General features: G+C 71.0%; 15 protein-coding genes. 8 read left to right on the top strand and 7 right to left on the bottom strand.

Annotated features, from left to right (window positions below):
- Positions 1 to 122: 122 nt before the first annotated feature.
- Complete coding sequence (locus tag ABIC61_RS09670) at positions 123 to 1,319, top strand: amidohydrolase (protein ID WP_354029729.1); 1,197 nt, start codon at positions 123 to 125, stop codon at positions 1,317 to 1,319.
- Positions 1,320 to 1,389: 70 nt separating this feature from the next.
- On the opposite strand, the gene ABIC61_RS09665 is transcribed toward ABIC61_RS09670, so the two are convergent.
- Together ABIC61_RS09665 and ABIC61_RS09660 are read right to left on the bottom strand one after the other, a co-directional pair.
- A complete protein-coding gene (locus ABIC61_RS09665) occupies positions 1,390 to 2,280 on the bottom strand; it encodes an aminodeoxychorismate lyase (protein ID WP_354029728.1) in 891 nt (296 codons plus the stop codon).
- A 34-nt stretch (positions 2,281 to 2,314) separates the two neighbouring features.
- Positions 2,315 to 2,665, bottom strand: coding sequence for a tryptophan synthase subunit alpha (locus ABIC61_RS09660; RefSeq protein WP_354029727.1), 351 nt, complete (start codon positions 2,663 to 2,665; stop codon positions 2,315 to 2,317).
- A 64-nt stretch (positions 2,666 to 2,729) separates the two neighbouring features.
- Here ABIC61_RS09660 and ABIC61_RS09655 point away from each other — a divergent pair, with 64 nt between their 5' ends.
- Positions 2,730 to 3,248 carry an 8-oxo-dGTP diphosphatase gene (locus tag ABIC61_RS09655; RefSeq protein ID WP_354029726.1) on the top strand — a complete coding sequence of 173 codons (519 nt, stop codon included), beginning with the start codon at positions 2,730 to 2,732 and terminating at the stop codon, positions 3,246 to 3,248.
- On the opposite strand, the gene ABIC61_RS09650 is transcribed toward ABIC61_RS09655, so the two are convergent.
- The 3 genes from ABIC61_RS09650 to ABIC61_RS09640 form a co-directional block, all read right to left on the bottom strand.
- The gene (locus tag ABIC61_RS09650; protein ID WP_144754715.1) at positions 3,245 to 3,529 is read right to left on the bottom strand and encodes a hypothetical protein; all 285 of its coding nucleotides are present in this window, start codon (positions 3,527 to 3,529) and stop codon (positions 3,245 to 3,247) included. The genes ABIC61_RS09655 and ABIC61_RS09650 overlap by 4 nt on opposite strands.
- Positions 3,530 to 3,741: 212 nt before the next feature.
- Positions 3,742 to 5,358, bottom strand: coding sequence for an ABC transporter permease (locus tag ABIC61_RS09645; RefSeq protein WP_354029725.1), 1,617 nt, complete (start codon positions 5,356 to 5,358; stop codon positions 3,742 to 3,744).
- Positions 5,359 to 5,437: 79 nt separating this feature from the next.
- The gene (locus ABIC61_RS09640) at positions 5,438 to 7,126 is read right to left on the bottom strand and encodes a cation:proton antiporter (RefSeq protein WP_354029724.1); all 1,689 of its coding nucleotides are present in this window, start codon (positions 7,124 to 7,126) and stop codon (positions 5,438 to 5,440) included.
- Positions 7,127 to 7,242: 116 nt separating this feature from the next.
- On the opposite strand from ABIC61_RS09640, the gene ABIC61_RS09635 reads away from it, so the two are divergent.
- The 3 genes from ABIC61_RS09635 to ABIC61_RS09625 all read left to right on the top strand — a co-directional run bounded on the left by ABIC61_RS09635 (position 7,243) and on the right by ABIC61_RS09625 (position 10,590).
- On the top strand, positions 7,243 to 8,499 hold the full coding sequence (locus tag ABIC61_RS09635; RefSeq protein ID WP_260852667.1) for an inorganic phosphate transporter: 1,257 nt from the start codon (positions 7,243 to 7,245) through the stop codon (positions 8,497 to 8,499).
- Positions 8,500 to 8,554: 55 nt separating this feature from the next.
- Positions 8,555 to 8,851, top strand: coding sequence for a hypothetical protein (locus ABIC61_RS09630; RefSeq protein WP_144754705.1), 297 nt, complete (start codon positions 8,555 to 8,557; stop codon positions 8,849 to 8,851).
- 239 nt (positions 8,852 to 9,090) lie between these two features.
- Positions 9,091 to 10,590, top strand: coding sequence for an aspartate ammonia-lyase (locus tag ABIC61_RS09625; RefSeq protein WP_144754702.1), 1,500 nt, complete (start codon positions 9,091 to 9,093; stop codon positions 10,588 to 10,590).
- A gap of 160 nt (positions 10,591 to 10,750) precedes the next feature.
- Here the strand turns inward: ABIC61_RS09625 and ABIC61_RS09620 are convergent, their stop codons facing one another.
- Together ABIC61_RS09620 and ABIC61_RS09615 are read right to left on the bottom strand one after the other, a co-directional pair.
- Complete coding sequence (locus tag ABIC61_RS09620; protein WP_354029723.1) at positions 10,751 to 11,839, bottom strand: YihY/virulence factor BrkB family protein; 1,089 nt, start codon at positions 11,837 to 11,839, stop codon at positions 10,751 to 10,753.
- Positions 11,840 to 12,010: 171 nt separating this feature from the next.
- On the bottom strand, positions 12,011 to 13,321 hold the full coding sequence (locus ABIC61_RS09615; protein ID WP_354029722.1) for an MFS transporter: 1,311 nt from the start codon (positions 13,319 to 13,321) through the stop codon (positions 12,011 to 12,013).
- A 48-nt stretch (positions 13,322 to 13,369) separates the two neighbouring features.
- Between ABIC61_RS09615 and ABIC61_RS09610 the strand changes: the two genes are divergently transcribed.
- The 3 genes from ABIC61_RS09610 to ABIC61_RS09600 all read left to right on the top strand — a co-directional run bounded on the left by ABIC61_RS09610 (position 13,370) and on the right by ABIC61_RS09600 (position 16,952).
- Positions 13,370 to 13,741 (top strand): FKBP-type peptidyl-prolyl cis-trans isomerase, encoded by a 372-nt coding sequence (locus ABIC61_RS09610; RefSeq protein ID WP_354029721.1) that lies wholly within the window; start codon positions 13,370 to 13,372, stop codon positions 13,739 to 13,741.
- Positions 13,741 to 14,577 (top strand): aldo/keto reductase, encoded by an 837-nt coding sequence (locus ABIC61_RS09605; RefSeq protein WP_354029720.1) that lies wholly within the window; start codon positions 13,741 to 13,743, stop codon positions 14,575 to 14,577. Before ABIC61_RS09610 ends, ABIC61_RS09605 begins: the two co-directional genes overlap by 1 nt.
- A gap of 131 nt (positions 14,578 to 14,708) precedes the next feature.
- A complete protein-coding gene (locus tag ABIC61_RS09600; protein WP_354029719.1) occupies positions 14,709 to 16,952 on the top strand; it encodes a HelD family protein in 2,244 nt (747 codons plus the stop codon).
- Positions 16,953 to 16,994: the final 42 nt, after the last annotated feature.

Raw genomic sequence — 16,994 nt, 5'->3', positions numbered from 1 at the left:
TTCCTCCGGGTGGCGTGGACGTCGTGGTCCGGCGACCGTAGGAGACCCACGCCCGCGCACGCCAGGAATCGGCATGTTGTATGCATGACAGAGATGTCGGCTCATCTCGATACCGTGGTGACATGAGCAACTCCTTCGTCGTCACCAACGCGCACGTGGTCCCTGTCTCCGCCCCCGAGTTCGACGGCACGGTCGTCGTCGAGGACGGCACGATCACGGCCCTCGGCCCGGACGTCACGCCGCCCCCGGGGCTCGAGGTCGTCGACGCCGCTGGTGCGTGGCTCGTGCCCGGCTTCGTCGAGGCGCACGGGCACGTCGGCATCCACGAGGAAGCCAACGGCGAAGCGGGCAACGACACGAACGAGATGACCGGCCCGAACATGGCCGGCGTCCGGGCGATCGACGCGATCGACATCGACGACGAGGGTTTCCGCGACGCCCTCGCCGGCGGCATCACCTCGATCGTCGTCAAGCCCGGGTCCGGCAACCCGATCGGCGGCCAGAGCGTCGCGATCAAGACCTGGGGCGGGCGCACGATCGACGAGCAGCTCATCTCGGACTCGGTGAGCATCAAGAGCGCGCTCGGCGAGAACCCGAAGCGCGTGTACGGCGGCAAGGGACAGACGCCGTCCACCCGTCTCGGGGTCGCCAAGATCATCCGCGACGCCTTCGTCGAGGCGCGGAACTACCGCGCCGCCCGTGACGCCGCCGCGGCGAAGGACGAGCCGTTCGCCCGCGACCTCACGAAGGAGACCCTCGTCCGCGTCCTCGACGGCGAGCTCGTGTGGGACCAGCACACCCACCGCCACGACGACATCGCCACCGCGATCCGCCTGTCCGAGGAGTTCGGCTACCGCCTCGTCGTCAACCACGGCACCGAGGCGCACAAGATCGCCGACGTCCTCGCCGAGAAGGACATCCCCGTCATCTACGGCCCGCTCTTCACGAGCCGCTCGAAGGTGGAGCTCCGCGACCGCGGCATCCCGAACCTCGCCACGATCGCCGCCGCCGGGGTCCGTGTCGCCATCACCACGGACGCCCCCGTCGTGCCGATCAACATGCTCGTCGACCAGGCGACCGCCGCCGTCAAGGAGGGCCTGCCGCGCCAGACCGCGCTCGAGGCGCTCACCACGAACCCGGCCGAGTTCCTCGGGTTCGGTGACCGCGTCGGTCGTCTCGCCGAGGGCTACGACGCCGACCTCGTCCTCTGGGACGGTGACCCGCTCGACGCCACCAGCCGCGCGATGCGCGTCTGGATCGACGGCAAGTCCGTCTTCACCTGGGCCGACGGGACGGGCGTCACCACGCCGCGTTGGTAGCGACCGCCGACGGACGGGAGGCACGGTGCCAGCTGGCGCCGCGCCTCCAGTCCGTCATCTGATCACCTGATCAGACCTCGCGCGCCAGGAGGAAGTCGTTGATCCGGGTGGTGAGCCCGGCGTCGATCGCCCGCTCGTTCCCGTTCACCGCACGGATCGGGGCCGCCTGCCGAACGCTCGACACGAGCCAGGCCGCGTCCGCCGCGTGGAAGTCGTCGAGCGTGACGAGTTCGTACGCCGTCTCGATGCCCGACTCCTCGGCGAACCGGAAGACGTCCGCCTGCGTGGTGCCCGCGAGGATCCCGATGTCGGTGCGCGGCGTCACGAGCCGACCGCCGACGGAGAGGATCAGGTTGGCGCGGGTGCCCTCGAGCACGTAGCCGTCGGTGGAGACGAAGACGGCATCGTCCGCGCCGCGGCGGGCCGCCTCGCGCAGGGCCGCCATGTTCACCGCGTAGGACAGCGTCTTCGCGCCCTGCAGCAGCCACGGGGAGGTCCGCTCGACGTCGTGCCGGTAGCCCCGGTCGAGCGTGACGACCGAGATCCCCTCGGTGCGCGCAGCGGTCGAGTCGCCGGACGGCGCGGCGTACACCCAGCCGGTCGGCCGGTCGGAACCCTCGACGCCACGGGTGAGGACGGTCTTCACCATCGCCTCGCGGACCGGGTCCAGCTCGGCGCACACGGCCTCGATCGCTCGGCGCCAGGCGTCCACGTCGGGGGCGGGCAGGTCGAGCATCCGCGCCGAGCGCTCGAAGCGGGCGAGGTGCGGCTCGACGGCCTGCGGGTGCCCGTCGACGACGGTGATCGTCTCGAAGACGCCGTCGCCGCGGATGATGCCGAGGTCCTGCACCTGGATGTGCTCCTCGAGCGGCCCGGCGAACGTGAAGGCATCCGCGGCGGGGTCGTGCGGTGCAGCGTCGCGCGAGGGCTGGTTCAGGACGGCGAGGACGGTTTCGGTCATGTCCCCATCCAACCGCAGCCCGGCCGGGAAGGACCTAGCCGGCCTCGGGCAGAGCGCCCAGGAGCTTCCACACCGCCGGGGTCAGCTCCGGGTGCTGCAGTGCGATGCGCCGCAGCCGGTGGTACTCCTCGCCGAGGCGGGTGCCCTGGCCGGACGCCGGGTGCATGGACCACTGCGCACTCCGCTGCCCGATCGCAGCGTCGAGCTCGACGGCGTCCGCGCGGAGGATGAGGACGACCTGCTCGTCGATGGTGGGGAGCGTCGGCATGAACTCCCACGGGTCCTCGCCCTGGCGGCTCCGGTGCTCGACGAGCATCGAGATCTCCTCGGCGGCCTCGGCACGCAGCACTTCGAGGCTGCGCCCCGCCCTGCGAGACTCAGCCATGATGCCCCCGCAGCACGCCTGCCATGGAAAAAGCCTACGCCAGAACTTCGGCCAGACTTGACGCGTGAACCCGCGCGACGAGAGCAAGTCCCAGCACCCCGCCGTGGTGGTCGTCTACCTGGTGCGCGACGGGGCGCACGGTGCCGAGGTGCTCCTCGGCGAGAAGCGGCGCGGCCTCGGCACGGGCCGCCTCGTCGGCCCCGGCGGCAAGCGGGAGCCGGGGGAGTCCGCGGTCGAGACCGCGGTACGCGAGGTCGCTGAGGAGGTCGGCCTGCGGATCGAGACGGACGACCTGGAGGCGCGGGGCACGTTGGACTACAAGTTCCCGTACCGTCCGTCCTGGTCCCAGGTCTCGGACGTCTTCGTCTGCCGCCGCTGGCAGGGCAACCCGTCGGGCAGCGACGAACTCGAGCCCCGGTGGATCCCGGTCGAGGCCGTTCCGTACGACGCCATGTGGGACGACGCGAAGTACTGGCTGCCGGGGGTGCTCCGCGGGGGATCGGTGCGGGCCCGCTTCACGTTCGCCGAGGACGACGCGACGGTGTCGGGCTACACCGGTACCGGGGTCGAACCCCCGGCCTAACGGGTCTGGGTGCGGGTGCTGCCGGTGCGGGCTTCCTCGGCGGCGGCCATCACCTCGGCGTCACCGCTCCGGCCACCGAGCGGGCGGACGAAGAAGTCGATGATGCCGAAGACGATCGCGCCGACCATGGCGAACATCGCCCAGCCCACGAACAGTCCCGCGACGTTCCGGCCGTCAGCGGGTGCGAGGAGCACGCTCGCGGCGTAGAAGCCGACCGTCAGCACGAGGAACACGACGACGACGGTGACGAGGACGCGGTGCCAGGCGATGCGGGGGTTCATGCCTCCAGGATACCCGCCGGCCCGGGACGTCACTGGTCGCGGGCAACCGACGATGCACGTGCACCGTGCGACACCACGCTCGTCGATCGACGCGTGCGGTGTCGGTGGATGCGCGTGCACTCGATGCGTTCGTACCGTTCGACATTGCGCCGGTCGATCGACGCGTGCCATGTCGAACATCGGGCGTCAGCAGGCCGCCCGCGTCCGCGGCGTCAGCGGTCCGCGTGGCGACCGTGCGGGCGCCCGTCGTCCGCGTCGCGACCCGACGCGTCGGACCGGACCGGGGTCCGTGAACCGTCCACGCGGGGGACGGGACGGGTCCGTGGGCCGGTTCCCGCGCCTCCAGGCCGTTGCACCGGACCGGTGCGGTCCGCGCCACGCACCACGGGGATGCGCCCGGTCGGGGTGGTCTCGGTCTCGAGGCCGTCGCGGCCGCCCATGAAGACGTCGCCGTTCGCGCGGTCGTCCTCCCAGTCGGCGTCGTGCAGCACGCTCAGGGTGCCGGTCTCCGTCGAGGTCAACCCGTGGCGCTCGAGCTCGGCGTCGCGCTGCGTGCCGAGGAACTCGCGGTTCGCGGTCTGGGCGTCCTGGAACATCGTGGTGCGGCCGGTGACGATGGCGCGGATGCGGCGGCGCTCCCACCACATCTTGCCGAAGTACATGAGCACGAGTCCGGCGCCGGCGTAGCAGGCCATCGTGATGAGGCCGCGCGAGTACGACGGGCCGACGCCGTAGATCTGGTGCTTGATCATGTCGACCATGCTCGAGCCGACGACCACGTTGTTGAGCCACGCGAAGGGCTCCGGCATGAACCACTTCGGGTACGCGCCACCGGACGAGGGCATCGACAGGAAGACGAAGCAGATCATGGCCGGTGCGGCGATGAAGCGGCCGACGAAGTAGCTCAGGCCGTTGACCGCCAGGCCGATCGCGACGATCCAGCCCCAGGCGATGAGGACGAGCTCGATCCAGTGTCCGTGGATCGCGCCGACGACGGGGCCGGCGAGCGTGTTCGTGATGAGCGAGATCACGAGGCCCCCGACGACGATGACCGCCATCCGGGTGCGGTGCCGGAGCGGGCCGCCCATGATGCCGATGAACATCGCGACCATGTAGCCGCCGATGCACCACGCGAGCATGACGTACATGGCGACGGTGCCGTACTCGTCCCAGGCGGGGAGGGGTGCGAGCTCGGTGACGGTCGGCGCGGCCACCCCGATGCCGGTCAGGACGGTGCTCAGCGTCACGGGGACGAGCGAGGCGACCTGGAACTGGTGCGCCGTGGCCTTGAAGACCTCGTTCGTGGACGGGTCGTACGCGACCGCCATGGTGCCGGCGAGGACGTCGCGCTTCGCCTGCGCGAGGGAGTCGTAGGTGTGGAAGAGGTACTCGCCCGGGAGCGCCTTGTCCATCGCCGCGACGAGGGTCGGATCGCTGCCGACGAGGGCGATCGGGACGTCGTGCGGGTGCGGGGCGTGGAACGCGAAGACGTAGCAGAGGCAGAAGCCGACGATGAAGAAGAGCGGCATCCAGAGCTGCAGGCCGATGAGCTGCAGCGAGGGGTGGAGCGTGCCGAACCAGCGTCGGTAGCGGCTGATCCGCTGTGGCTCCGGGACGGGGGCCTGGCGAACGCGGGCGCTGCCGCCGCTGCCACCGCTGCCGGTACGGCCCGGGCGGGTGCCGGCGACCGGGGCACCACGTCGGGGCTTCGATCCACCCCGGGTGGAGGGGCGCGTCGCACGCTGCTTCGGAGCGGGGTTCTGCCGCGGCCCACCATCACGATCCGGGAGGTCGTTGTTCCTGGGGACGTCGTTCCGCGGCGTGCTCACTCGGCGTAGCGCTCCTGTTCTGGGTCGGGCCGCCAGGATACGCCCGGAGGGCCGCACGCGCGCTGGGCGGCTCGGACGCTCAGGACCGGCTGCGGGAGGCCTGCGCGGAGTCCATCGCGAGCTCCTCCGCGTCGAGCGTCACGAGCACCCGGCGCATGACCTCCTCGTCGAGGTTCCCCTTCTCGCGTTCCTCGAGCACGATCTCCCGACGCCGGTCGAGCAGCTCTCGCCGGATGTCCTGGATCTGCGAGCCACGGAGACGGACCGGGGCGTTGCGCTCCTCGTCCTCCTCTTCCTCGGCGTCGCGGCGGAACGTCTCGGCCTGGCGTTCGAGTCGGGCCTTCAGCCGGTTCACCACGGAGTCGACGGCCTCGGTGCCGAACTGCTGCGCCCAGTCGGGGCGACGCTTCTCGAGCAACTCGATCGCAGCCTCGGTGGTGCGTTGGTTGAGCCGCATCTCGCTGCGGATGTCCTCGTCGTCCTCGGCCGGGTCCTGCACCTTGAGGGAGCGGATGACGAACGGCAGCGTCAGGCCCTGGAGCAGCAGGGTGCCGACCGTCACGATGAACGCGATCACGAAGATGGTGTCCTGCGCCGGGATCTTCGTCGGGCTGGCGACGACGGACACCGCGGCGGCGAGGGTGACCACGCCGCGCATGCCCGTCCACGAGATGACCGTGAGCTCCCGCCAGTTGAGCTTCGGCTCGGCCGAACCGCGCATCCACCGCAGCGATGGGTGCCCGCGGGACAGGCGGATGCGCAGTGGTCGGAACCACCGGCCGTTGAACCGGTTCCGGACGTACGACTCGAAGATGAACAGCGGCCGCACCAGGATCACGACGACGAGCACCACCCCCGCGGCCGTGAGCGTCTGCGCCAGACTGCGCTCGCTCTCGACGAGGTCCTGCACGACGGTGTTGAGCTGCAGGCCGATGAGGGCGAAGACGAACCCCTCGAGGATGACGTCGATGCTCGTCCACAGCGGGCGTTCCTGGAGTCGGGTGGCGTAGCCCTCCTTCGGCGAGTTGTAGCCGATGTAGAGGCCGGCGGTGACGACCGCGATGACCCCGGAGCCGGAGAGGTCCTCGGCCAGGATGTACGCGACGAACGGCAGCAGGATGCTCATGATCGTCTCGACCACGGGGTCGCTGATCCGCATCCGGATCCAGTGCACGAGCACCCCGAGGACGATGCCGACCGCGAGACCGACTCCGATCGCGAGCCCGAAGATCCCGAGGTCCTGCCACACCGTGAGCGAGGTGCCGGCGATGATCAGCGTGAACACCCGCACCAGGGTCAGCGAGGCCGCGTCGTTGATCAGGCTCTCGCCGGAGAGCACCGTCATCACCCGTCGGGGGAGACCGAGCTTCCGACCGATCGCTGCGGCCGACACGGCGTCCGGCGGGGCCACGATGGCGCCGAGCAGGATCGCCGCCGGCAGCGTCATGTCGGGGATGAGGAAGTACGCGACCACGCCGACCGCGAGCGCGGTGATGATCACGAGGAAGATGCCGAGACGGCGGATCTGCTTGATGGACTGCCGGAAGCTCTGCCACGACACGTCGAGGGCGGCCGAGTAGAGCAGCGGCGGCAGGATCAGCGTCAGGATGACCTCGGAGTCGATCTCGATCGGCGGGAGTCCCGGCAGGAACGACGCCGCGAGCGCGACCGCGGTCACGAGCAGCGGAGCGGGCAGCCCCTTCGCCCGAGCGAACCCCGTCACCGCGAGCGATCCGACCAACAGGATGAGGAGCTCGACGGTGTCCATCCGTACATTCTCCCATCGGCATGGTTCGAATGCTGAACGACTCTGAAGGTCCGGTGAACAACAGGTTTCCGACAGGGTTTGCCCTCGGGGCGTCTGATGGGGAACACTGGCCCGCGGTGGACATCACACTCATAGTCGTCCTGGTCATCGCGTTGGCCCTCTTCTTCGACTTCACAAACGGTTTTCACGACACCGCCAACGCGATGGCGACACCGATCGCCACCGGGGCCATGAAGCCCAAGGTGGCCGTCACGGTCGCCGCGGTGCTCAACCTCGTCGGTGCGTTCCTCAGCACCGCCGTCGCGACGTCGATCTCGCACGGCCTCATCAACGAGGGGCCCGGCGGTGTGGCGATCTCGCCCGAGATGATCTTCGCGGGCCTCATCGGCGCGGTCGTTTGGAACATGATCACGTGGCTGCGCGGGCTGCCGTCGTCGTCCTCGCACGCGCTGTTCGGTGGGCTCATCGGTGCCGCGATCGTCGGTGCCGGGTTCAACGCGGTCAACTACGCGGCCCTGCTGACGGTGGTGATCATCCCGGCCTTCCTGTCGCCGGTGATCGCGGCGCTGGTGTCCTTCCTGTCGACCCGCATCGCCTACCGGATCACCAAGCGCCCGGTGTTCCCGAACGAGCGCGGTGGCTTCCGCATCGGTCAGATCTTCACGAGCTCGATGGTGTCCCTCGCGCACGGCACGAACGACGCGCAGAAGACGATGGGCGTCATCACCCTCACCCTCATCGCGTCGGGTGCGCAGTCGTCGAACCAGGGCGTGCAGTTCTGGGTCGTCGTCGCCTGTGCGCTCGCGATCGCCCTCGGCACCTACACCGGTGGCTGGCGCATCATCCGCACGCTCGGATCGGGCATCACCGAGATCCGCGCGACGCAGGGCTTCGCGGCCGAGGCGTCCACCGCCGCGACGATCCTGGCGTCGAGCCACCTCGGCTTCGCGCTCTCGACCACGCAGGTGTCCTCCGGCTCGATCATCGGCGCCGGGCTCGGTCGCCGCGGGTCGAAGATCCAGTGGTCGACCGCCGGCAAGATCGTCATCGCCTGGTTCATCACCCTGCCGGCGGCGGCCGCGGTCGGCGCGGTGGCCTCGGGCATCGCGCGCCTCGGGGTGACCGGTCTGGTCATCGACGCGCTCGTCGGTGCCGCCGTGATCCTCGGCCTGTACCTCTGGTCACTCCGCAAGCCGCACGAGCAGGCCGCCGCGATCGAGGTCGACGTCGCCGCGAACGCGGTCTTCACCCGCAAGGAACTCCGCGACCTGCAGCGCAAGAAGCGCGCGGAGAACGTCGCCGCACGCCGTGCCGAGCTGAGCCGGGAGCGCACGCTCCGCCGGATGGCCGGCCGCAAGGGAGGTCGTCGCTGATGCGTATCGGGATTGACTTGCGCTGCTTCGCCTTCCGCACGGAGAGGGGCGCCTGATGGGCATCGACTGGTTCGCGTTCCTGACCGTGGCGATCGTGTCGCTGATCGGTGCGTGCTTCGTGGTCACCGTCTACTCGATCGGCCTGCGCTTCTGGAGTGCCGCCGACACCCGCGCGGGCAAGTTCACCGTGAAGGACGACGGCACGATCGGTCCGGCGACCGTCGGGTTCCCGCACCCGTCGAACGTCACGGCGGCGGTGCGCTGGTTCCGCACGCTCTCGGTCGTCTGCTTCGCCGTCTGCGGCGCAGCCGTGCTCTACGGCATCTACCTGATCGTCCCGCAGTTCCACTGACGGCGATGCGCGCCCTGGGCGCGACCCCCTGACGGCCTGGAGGCGCGGTGCCAGCCCGCACCGCGCCTCCAGGCCGTCACCGCGTGCGTCGTCGGGCCGCGCGTCAGTGAGCAGGGATCGTCGGGTTCCACGCGTGGACCCGACGATTCCTGCTCACTCGTCGGGCGGGCGAGAGCCGCGACGCGCCCGCACACGCCGGGGCCGGGACCCGACCGGCCGGACGGGCTACCCTCGTGGGCGTGACCGGCAACGAAGCAGCACAGACCCACGAGCGCGCCCAGACCCGCACCGAGACCGACTCGCTCGGCTCGCGGGAGGTCCCGGCGGACGCGTACTGGGGCATCAACACCCTCCGCGCGCTGGAGAACTTCCCGATCACGTCGGTGCCGATCGCGGTGTACCCGGACCTCATCGAGGCCCTCGCCACCGTGAAGCAGGCCGCCGCCCGGGCGAACAAGGCGATCGGGGTGCTCGACGCCGAGCGGGCCGACGCCATCGACCGCGCCGCGCAGGAGGTCCGGGACGGTCGTCTTCGCGACCAGTTCGTCGTCGACGTCGTGCAGGGCGGGGCGGGCACCAGCACGAACATGAACACGAACGAGGTCCTGGCGAACCGGGCCCTCGAGCTCCTCGGCCGCGAGAAGGGCGACTACGGGTACCTGCACCCGATCGACCACGTCAACCGCAGCCAGTCCACGAACGACACCTACCCGACGAGCGTGAAGCTCGCGATGATCTTCGGCGTGCAGCGGTTGACCGAGCAGCTGTCGCTCCTGTCCGACGCGTTCGCCGAGCGGGGGCGTGCCTTCTCCGACGTCCTCAAGATCGGCCGCACGCAGCTGCAGGACGCGGTGCCGATGACGCTCGGCCAGGAGTTCACCGGGTTCTCGCACACCATCCAGGAGGACGTCGTCCTGCTCCGCACGGTCATGCCGCTGCTGGCGGAGACGAACCTCGGGGCGACGGCGATCGGCACGGGCATCACGGCGGACCCGCAGTACCGCGACGAGGTCCGTCGGCAGCTCCAGGTCGCGAGCGGCCTCGACATCGTGACGGCCCCCGACCTCATCGAGGCCACGAGCGACGCCGGCGCCTTCATGACCCTCTCCGGCACCGTGAAGCGCAGCGCGGCGAAGCTCTCGAAGATCTGCAACGACCTGCGGCTGCTCGCGTCGGGGCCGCAGGCGGGGCTGGGCGAGATCACCCTCCCGGCTCGCCAGGCGGGGTCGTCGATCATGCCCGGCAAGGTCAACCCGGTGATCCCGGAGGTGGTGAACCAGATCGCGTTCGCCGTCGCCGGTGCGGACACCACCGTGACCATGGCGGCCGAGGGCGGTCAGCTGCAGCTCAACGCCTTCGAGCCGATCATCGCGCACTCGATCATGCAGTCCCTGCAGTGGATGGCGAACGGCTGCGCGACGCTCCGGGACCACTGCGTCGTCGGCATCGAGGCGAACGAGGCGAAGCTCGCGGCGCAGGTCGACACGAACGTCGGGGTCGTCACTGCCCTCACGCCGTACATCGGCTACGCGGCCGCTGCGTCGATCGCGCACACGGCGTTGACGACCTCGACGCCGATCGCCACGCTCGTCATCGCCGCGGGGCTGATGGAGGAGGACCAGGTGCAGCGGGTGCTCAGCCCGGCGCGGCTGTCGGGCATCGAGCTCGCGACCGGGGCGATCCCCGTCGTCACCGAGGAGATGCTCGACGCTGCGGCCCGGGAGACCCGGCGCGACTGACGGCGCGGCGCCCGGCACGTGCCACTCGCACCGTGCGAGGCCGCCCGACGGTGCGAGGTTCCGGCCAGTGTGCGAGGCCGCGCGGGTCCCACGCTGCGCGGAACCTCGCACACTGCGGGCTACCCCTCGCACCGTGCGCGGCACGTACGGCGCGAGCGCGCTACGGCAGCGGGGCCTCGCCGGCCCGCACCTGCTGGGACATCTCCCGCAGGTGCTCCCGCTGCTCCTCCGACTCGGGCGACTCGCCATCGTCGATGCGCTGCATGGCCGCGGTCCGGACGTGGTGGGCGGCCGCGATGTCCGCGTCCCGCCAGCGCGCGAGCGTGAAGTTCCTCGTGACGTCCCGGAGCGGCAGGCGGATCGACTCGTCGGCCTCGATCCCCGCGAGCAGCTGCCGCATCCGGATCACCTCGGAGTCGAGCTCCCCACCGACGACCAGCACGAAGTTCGAGATGTACAGGTACACGAGCAGCAGGATCGCGCCACCGAGCCAGCCGTACGCCTTGTTGCCGCCACCGATGGTCTCGACGTAGATCGAGAACCCGAGCGTCGCCATCGCCCAGGTCACGATCGCGAACCCGGCGCCGGCGGACACCCACCGCAGCTGCGGCGTCTTCACGTTCGGCGTCGCGTAGTAGAGCACGGCGACCATCACCACGAGGTCGGCCGCGAGGACGGGCCACTTCACCACGTTCCACACGTCGTCGATCCACGGTGCCCATCCGAGCTGCCGGATGACCGCGGCGGAGATCGTCGGGGTGCCGAGCAGGATGACGATCGCGATCGCACCGCCGGCCATGACGAGCAGCGTGACGAGGAGCATCATGCTGCGGAACTTCCAGATCCGGCGCCCCTCCTCGACCTCGTACGCGGTGTTCATCGCCCGGCCGAACGCGGTCGCGTACCCGGACAGCGACCACAGCGTCAGGACGACCCCGGTCGAGAACCCGAGCCACGGGTTGTCGAGCGTGAGGAGCTGTCGGAGCGGACCCTCGAGGTGCTGCGCGGTCTCGGGGCGCACGATGAACCCGAGCACCTCGATGATGTCCGACAGGCTGTCGCCCTGCCGGTCGACGATGGACAGCGCGGACACGACGGTGAGCGCGGTCGGGAACACCGTCAGCAGGGCGAAGAACGTCAGCGACGCCGCCGCGTCGACGACGCGGTGCCGGATCACGGAGTGGTAGGTGCGCCGGACGACGGCGCGGACTCCCGTCCGCTGGAGATCGCGCGAGGCGCTGTCCGGCATGCGTTGTACGGTACCCGACACGTGACGGCCTGGAGGCGCGTGGCGGCGCCGCCCCGTGCCTCCAGTCCGCCTGTTGGTTGCGCTGGCGCACCTGCGGAACACCGGTGTTCACGCTCCGCACCGCGGAACGCGGGTGTTCCACGCGCGAACACCGGTGCTTCGCGGCAGGGGTCAGTTGGCGTGGGGGTGGAGGGCGTCGTAGCGGCGGAACGACGGCACCAGGCGGAGGAGCAGCGCGACGAGGCCGATGATGAGCACGCCGCCGATGATCGGCGGGTACGCGATGCCCGCGGCGACGACGAGCCCCGCGTAGAGGTCACCGAGCCGCGGCCCACCCGTGACCACCACGATGAAGATGCCCTGCAGGCGCCCGCGCATCCCGTCCGGCGACGCCGCCTGCAGGATCGTGTTGCGGAACACCGAACTGACGTTGTCCGCGCCACCGGCCGCGGCGAGGAACAGCGCGGCCAGCCCGAGCGCGGGCAGGATGCCGACCGAGAACGACTCGCCGGCCCGGCCGCCGAGCACGCCGGCGAGGGCGATGACGACACCGAAGGCCGCGATCGCCCCGCCGTACGCCGTGATGGCCCAGCCGACGGCCTCGCCCTGTCGGCGGACGTGCCCGAGCGGACCGGAGAACACGCTCGACAGGAGCGCGCCGATCGCGTACGCGGCGGTCAGTGTGCCGACCGTGATCGACCCGCCGCCGATGACGAGCGCGCCGATCGCGGGGAACAGCACACGCGGCTGCCCGAACGTCATCGCGCAGATGTCGAGGACGAACGTCATGGTGATGTTGCGGGACCTCCGGAGGAACCGCGCGCCCTCGATCAGGGAGCTGAGCCCGGGCCGGAGCGCGTCGTGGTCGGCGGGCATCCGGGGCAGGGTGAGGACGCCGAGGAACGCGAAGGTGAACAGGACGACGTCGATCGTGTAGGTCGGCGCGAACCCGACCGCGGCGATGAGCACACCGGCGACCGCGGGCCCGACGGTGACCTGGAAGCCGGCCGCGATCCCGCCGAGGGCGCTCGCCGCGGGCAGCAGGTCGGTGCCGACCAGGCGCGGCACGATCGCCGAGCGTGCGGCGTTGCTGACGGTCGCGGCCACCGCGTTCACGGTCGCGAGCACGTAGAGGAGCAGGACGCTGTGCAGCCCGAGCCAGGCGTGCGTGGCGATCAGCGCGACCGCGGCCCAGGCGATGATCGACGAGACGACCGCGACGGTGCGCCGGTCGAAGGCGTCCGCGAGCATCCCGCCGTACAGTCCGGCGACGATCATCGGCAGCAGCGCGATGACGCCCACGAGTGCCACGGCGAAGGTCGAGTGGGTGATCTCGTAGACCTCGAGGCCGACGGCCACGGTCGTCATCTGCGTGCCGATGCCGGCGATGGCGGTGCCGGCCCAGAGTCGCGCGAAGGCGGGGGAGCGGCGGAGCGGGGTGAGGTCGGCGAGGATGCGGCGTCGCGGTTCGGTTCGTGTCACGGTGGAACCATTCTGGGGGCTGTCCGCCGTCTCTGGTTGACTTGCGGCATGACTGACCTGAACAGCAAGCCCGAGTTCGACGCCCCCGAGGGCCCGGCCCCCACCGAGCTCGTCATCACCGACATCGTCGAGGGCTCCGGCGAGGTGGCCTCCGCGGGCTCGACCGTCAAGGTCCACTACGCCGGCGTCGAGTACGAGACGGGCGAGGAGTTCGACAGCTCCTGGAACCGCGGCGAGCCGATCGACTTCCCCCTCGCAGCCCTGGTGCGCGGCTGGCAGGAGGGCATCCCCGGCATGAAGGTCGGCGGGCGCCGCAAGCTCGTCGTCCCGCCGGAGCTCGCCTACGGCCCGGCCGGCGGCGGACACTTCCTCTCCGGCAAGACCCTCATCTTCGTGATCGACCTGCTCGGGGTCCGCTGATGCAGGTCGGTGCCCCGACGATCGAGCTGAACGACGGTCACCGGTCCCCCGAGCTCGGTCTCGGGACCTACGGGCTGAACGGCGACGAGGGCGCCGCCGCGGTCGGCACCGCGATCTCGAGCGGCTACCGGCTGCTCGACACGGCGCTCAACTACGGCAACGAGGACGCCGTGGGCAAGGCCGTGCGTGAGTCCGAGGTCGAGCGTGAGGACCTCGTCGTCACGTCGAAGCTCCCCGGTCGTCACCACGGCTACGACGAGGCGCACCGGTCGATCGACGAGACACTCGGGAACCTCGGCCTCGACCACGTCGACCTGTACCTCATCCACTGGCCGAACCCGTCGGTGGACAAGTTCGTCGACACCTGGAAGGCGTTCGTCGACCTCCGCGACAGCGGCAAGGTCCGCTCGATCGGCGTCTCGAACTTCACGCCGGAGCACCTCCGTCGCATCGTCGACGCCACCGGGGTCGCGCCGGCCGTGAACCAGGTCGAGCTGCACCCGTACTTCCCGCAGGCCGCACTGCGGAAGGTGCACCAGGAGCTCGGGATCGTGACCGAGAGCTGGAGCCCCCTCGCGAAGCGGTCGGAGCTCCTCACCGAGCAGCCGATCGTCGACGCGGCCGCCGCGCACGGGGTCGCCCCGGGTCAGGTCGTGCTCCGCTGGCACGTCCAGATCGGTGCCGTCCCGGTGCCGAAGTCGGGCGACGCGGCACGGCAGCGCGAGAACCTCGACGTCTTCGGCTTCGAGCTGACCGACGCCGAGGTCGCAGCGATCTCCGCGCTCGAGCGCGGCCGCCTCTGGGACGGCGACCCGGACACGCACGAGGAGATGTAGACGCTTCGCGTCCGACGGACTGGAGGCGCGGTGCCAACTGGCACCGCGCCTCCCGTCCGTTCCGCGGTCCCGTCTGCGGTGTCGGTCCGGCGGGACTACACTGGACACCCCTCTTTCCCGAAGGGTTGTGTGTGTCCGAACCGACCGAGATCGACCGCGAGCGTGGCTACGTGGACGGGCTCTTCGCCCGACTCGACGAGCTGACCGCCGAGGCCGAACAGCGACTCGCCGAGACCCGCCGTCAGGCGGTCGGCGGGAACCACCAGAGCCGCAGCGAGCGCGACGCCTACGCGCGGCTCTACGAGGACACCATGGCGACGCTCGAGCGCGTGGGGGACCGGTTGGTCTTCGGCCGGCTCGAGGTCTCCGAGCCAGACAGCGACGAGGACGCCTTCCGCTACATCGGCCGCGTCGGACTGCGCGACCGCGAGCACCGCCCGCTCCTGCTCGACTGGCGCGTCCCCGGTGCGAGTGCCTTCTACCAGGCGACCGCCGCGCACCCGATGGGCATGCGCGCGCGCCGGCACCTGACCCTCGACGGGCGCAGTGTGGTCGGCATCGAGGACGAGGTCTTCGACGCCACCCTCTACGACGACGAACGCACGCACCTGCAGGGCGAGGGCGCATTGCTCGCGGCCGTCACCGCCGAGCGCACCGGTCGGATGACGGACATCGTCGCGACGATCCAGGGCGAGCAGGACCGGATCATCCGTTCACCGCTCGAGGGCGTCCTCATCGTGCAGGGCGGCCCCGGCACCGGCAAGACCGCCGTCGCGCTGCACCGCGCCTCCTACCTGCTGTACTCGTACCGCGAGCGCCTCCGGGGCTCCGGCGTGCTCATGGTCGGTCCGTCCCCGGCGTTCCTGACCTACATCGAGCAGGTGCTGCCGTCGCTCGGCGAGACCGGTGTGGTGATGGCGTCCCTCGGGTCGCTGTACCCGGGCGTCCACGCGACGAAGCACGACCACCGTGACGTCGCCGCGGTGAAGGGCTCGGCCGAGATGGCGCAGCTGTTCCGCCGCGCCGTGCGGTCCCGGCAGGTCGTCCCGACCGAGTCCGTCACGCTCGACGTCGAGGGGGAACGGCTCGTGGTGCCGCCCGAGCTCGTCGCCGACGCCATGAAGCGTGCGCAGGACCGGGGCAAGCCGCACAACGTCGCACGGGTCACGTTCAACAAGATCGCCCTCGACGCGATGACCCGCCTGCTCGCCGACCAGCTCCGCGCCCGCGGCACCGCGGTCGACGAGGCGGACGAGAAGGTCCTGCGCGAGGACATCCGCTCGTCGTACGACGCCCGCGTGCTGCTCAACACCGCGTGGCTGCCGCTGTCGCCGGAGAAGTTCCTCGAGGACCTCTACGCCCGACCGAACTGGCTGGCGTCGCTCACCCCGCACTGGACCCCGGAGCGCCGCGCGCTGCTGCTGCGCGCTCGCGGGGCCGCGTCCACGGTGGAGGACGTCCCGCTCCTCGACGAAGCCGCCGAACTCCTCGGCCCGTTCGACCCCACCGGCGGCGCGGCGAAGCGTGCGGCGAAGGCGAGCCGCAACCGCGACATCGAGAACGCCCGCCAGGCGATCGAGAACATGGGCGTCGAGGGCATCGTCACCGCCGAGCAGGTCGCCGGGTCCTTCGCCGAGGGCGGGGACGCCCGGAGCACCGCCGAACGTGCCGCCGAGGACCGCGAGTGGACCTACGGGCACATCGTCGTCGACGAGGCGCAGGAGCTCTCCCCGATGCAGTGGCGGGTCCTCGCCCGCCGGAACCCGCTCCGGTCGTTCACGATCGTCGGCGACATGGCGCAGGGCTCCTCGCCCGGTGCCGCCCGCACGTGGGACGACGTCATCGGCGCCCTCGCCCGTCGTCGCCGCGGCCGTGCCCCGCAGGTGCCGATCGCGCACCGCGTCGAGGAGCTCACGGTGAACTACCGCACGCCCCGCTCCATCGTGCAGGCCGCGGGGGAGTTCGCCGACGCTGCGGGTCTGACGGTCACCCGGAACGAGGCTGTGCGCGACGGCGACCCCGTGGTGCGGTTGCAGGCGTCCCGCGCGGACCTGTTCGACACCGTCGCGTCGGTCGTCGACACCGAGCGGGCGCACATCGGCTCCGGCACGATCGGCGTCATCGTGCCCGAGGCGGACGTCGACGCCGTGCGACAGCGTCTCGCCCGGACCGAGGCGGACGTCCGCTCGCTCGGGTCGCCCCGGCCCGGGTCGGTCACGGTGCTGACCGGGGCCGACGCGAAGGGCCTGGAGTTCGACGGCGTCCTGCTCGTCGACCCGGACCGCGTGGGGGCGGACGCGGCGCGGGCCGCCGCGGCGGTCTACGTCGCGATGACGCGGCCGACGCGTCGACTGACGGTCATCGACGTGGCGTGAGCGCGGGCTGCGGCACTTCGCGGGCGGCTCGACGGACCGGAG

The sequence above is a fragment of the Curtobacterium sp. 1544 genome, from assembly GCF_040544915.1.
Taxonomy (GTDB): domain Bacteria; phylum Actinomycetota; class Actinomycetes; order Actinomycetales; family Microbacteriaceae; genus Curtobacterium; species Curtobacterium pusillum_C.
Note: the sequence above shows the minus strand (reverse complement) of the source record. Positions and strands in the feature narration are given on the sequence as shown.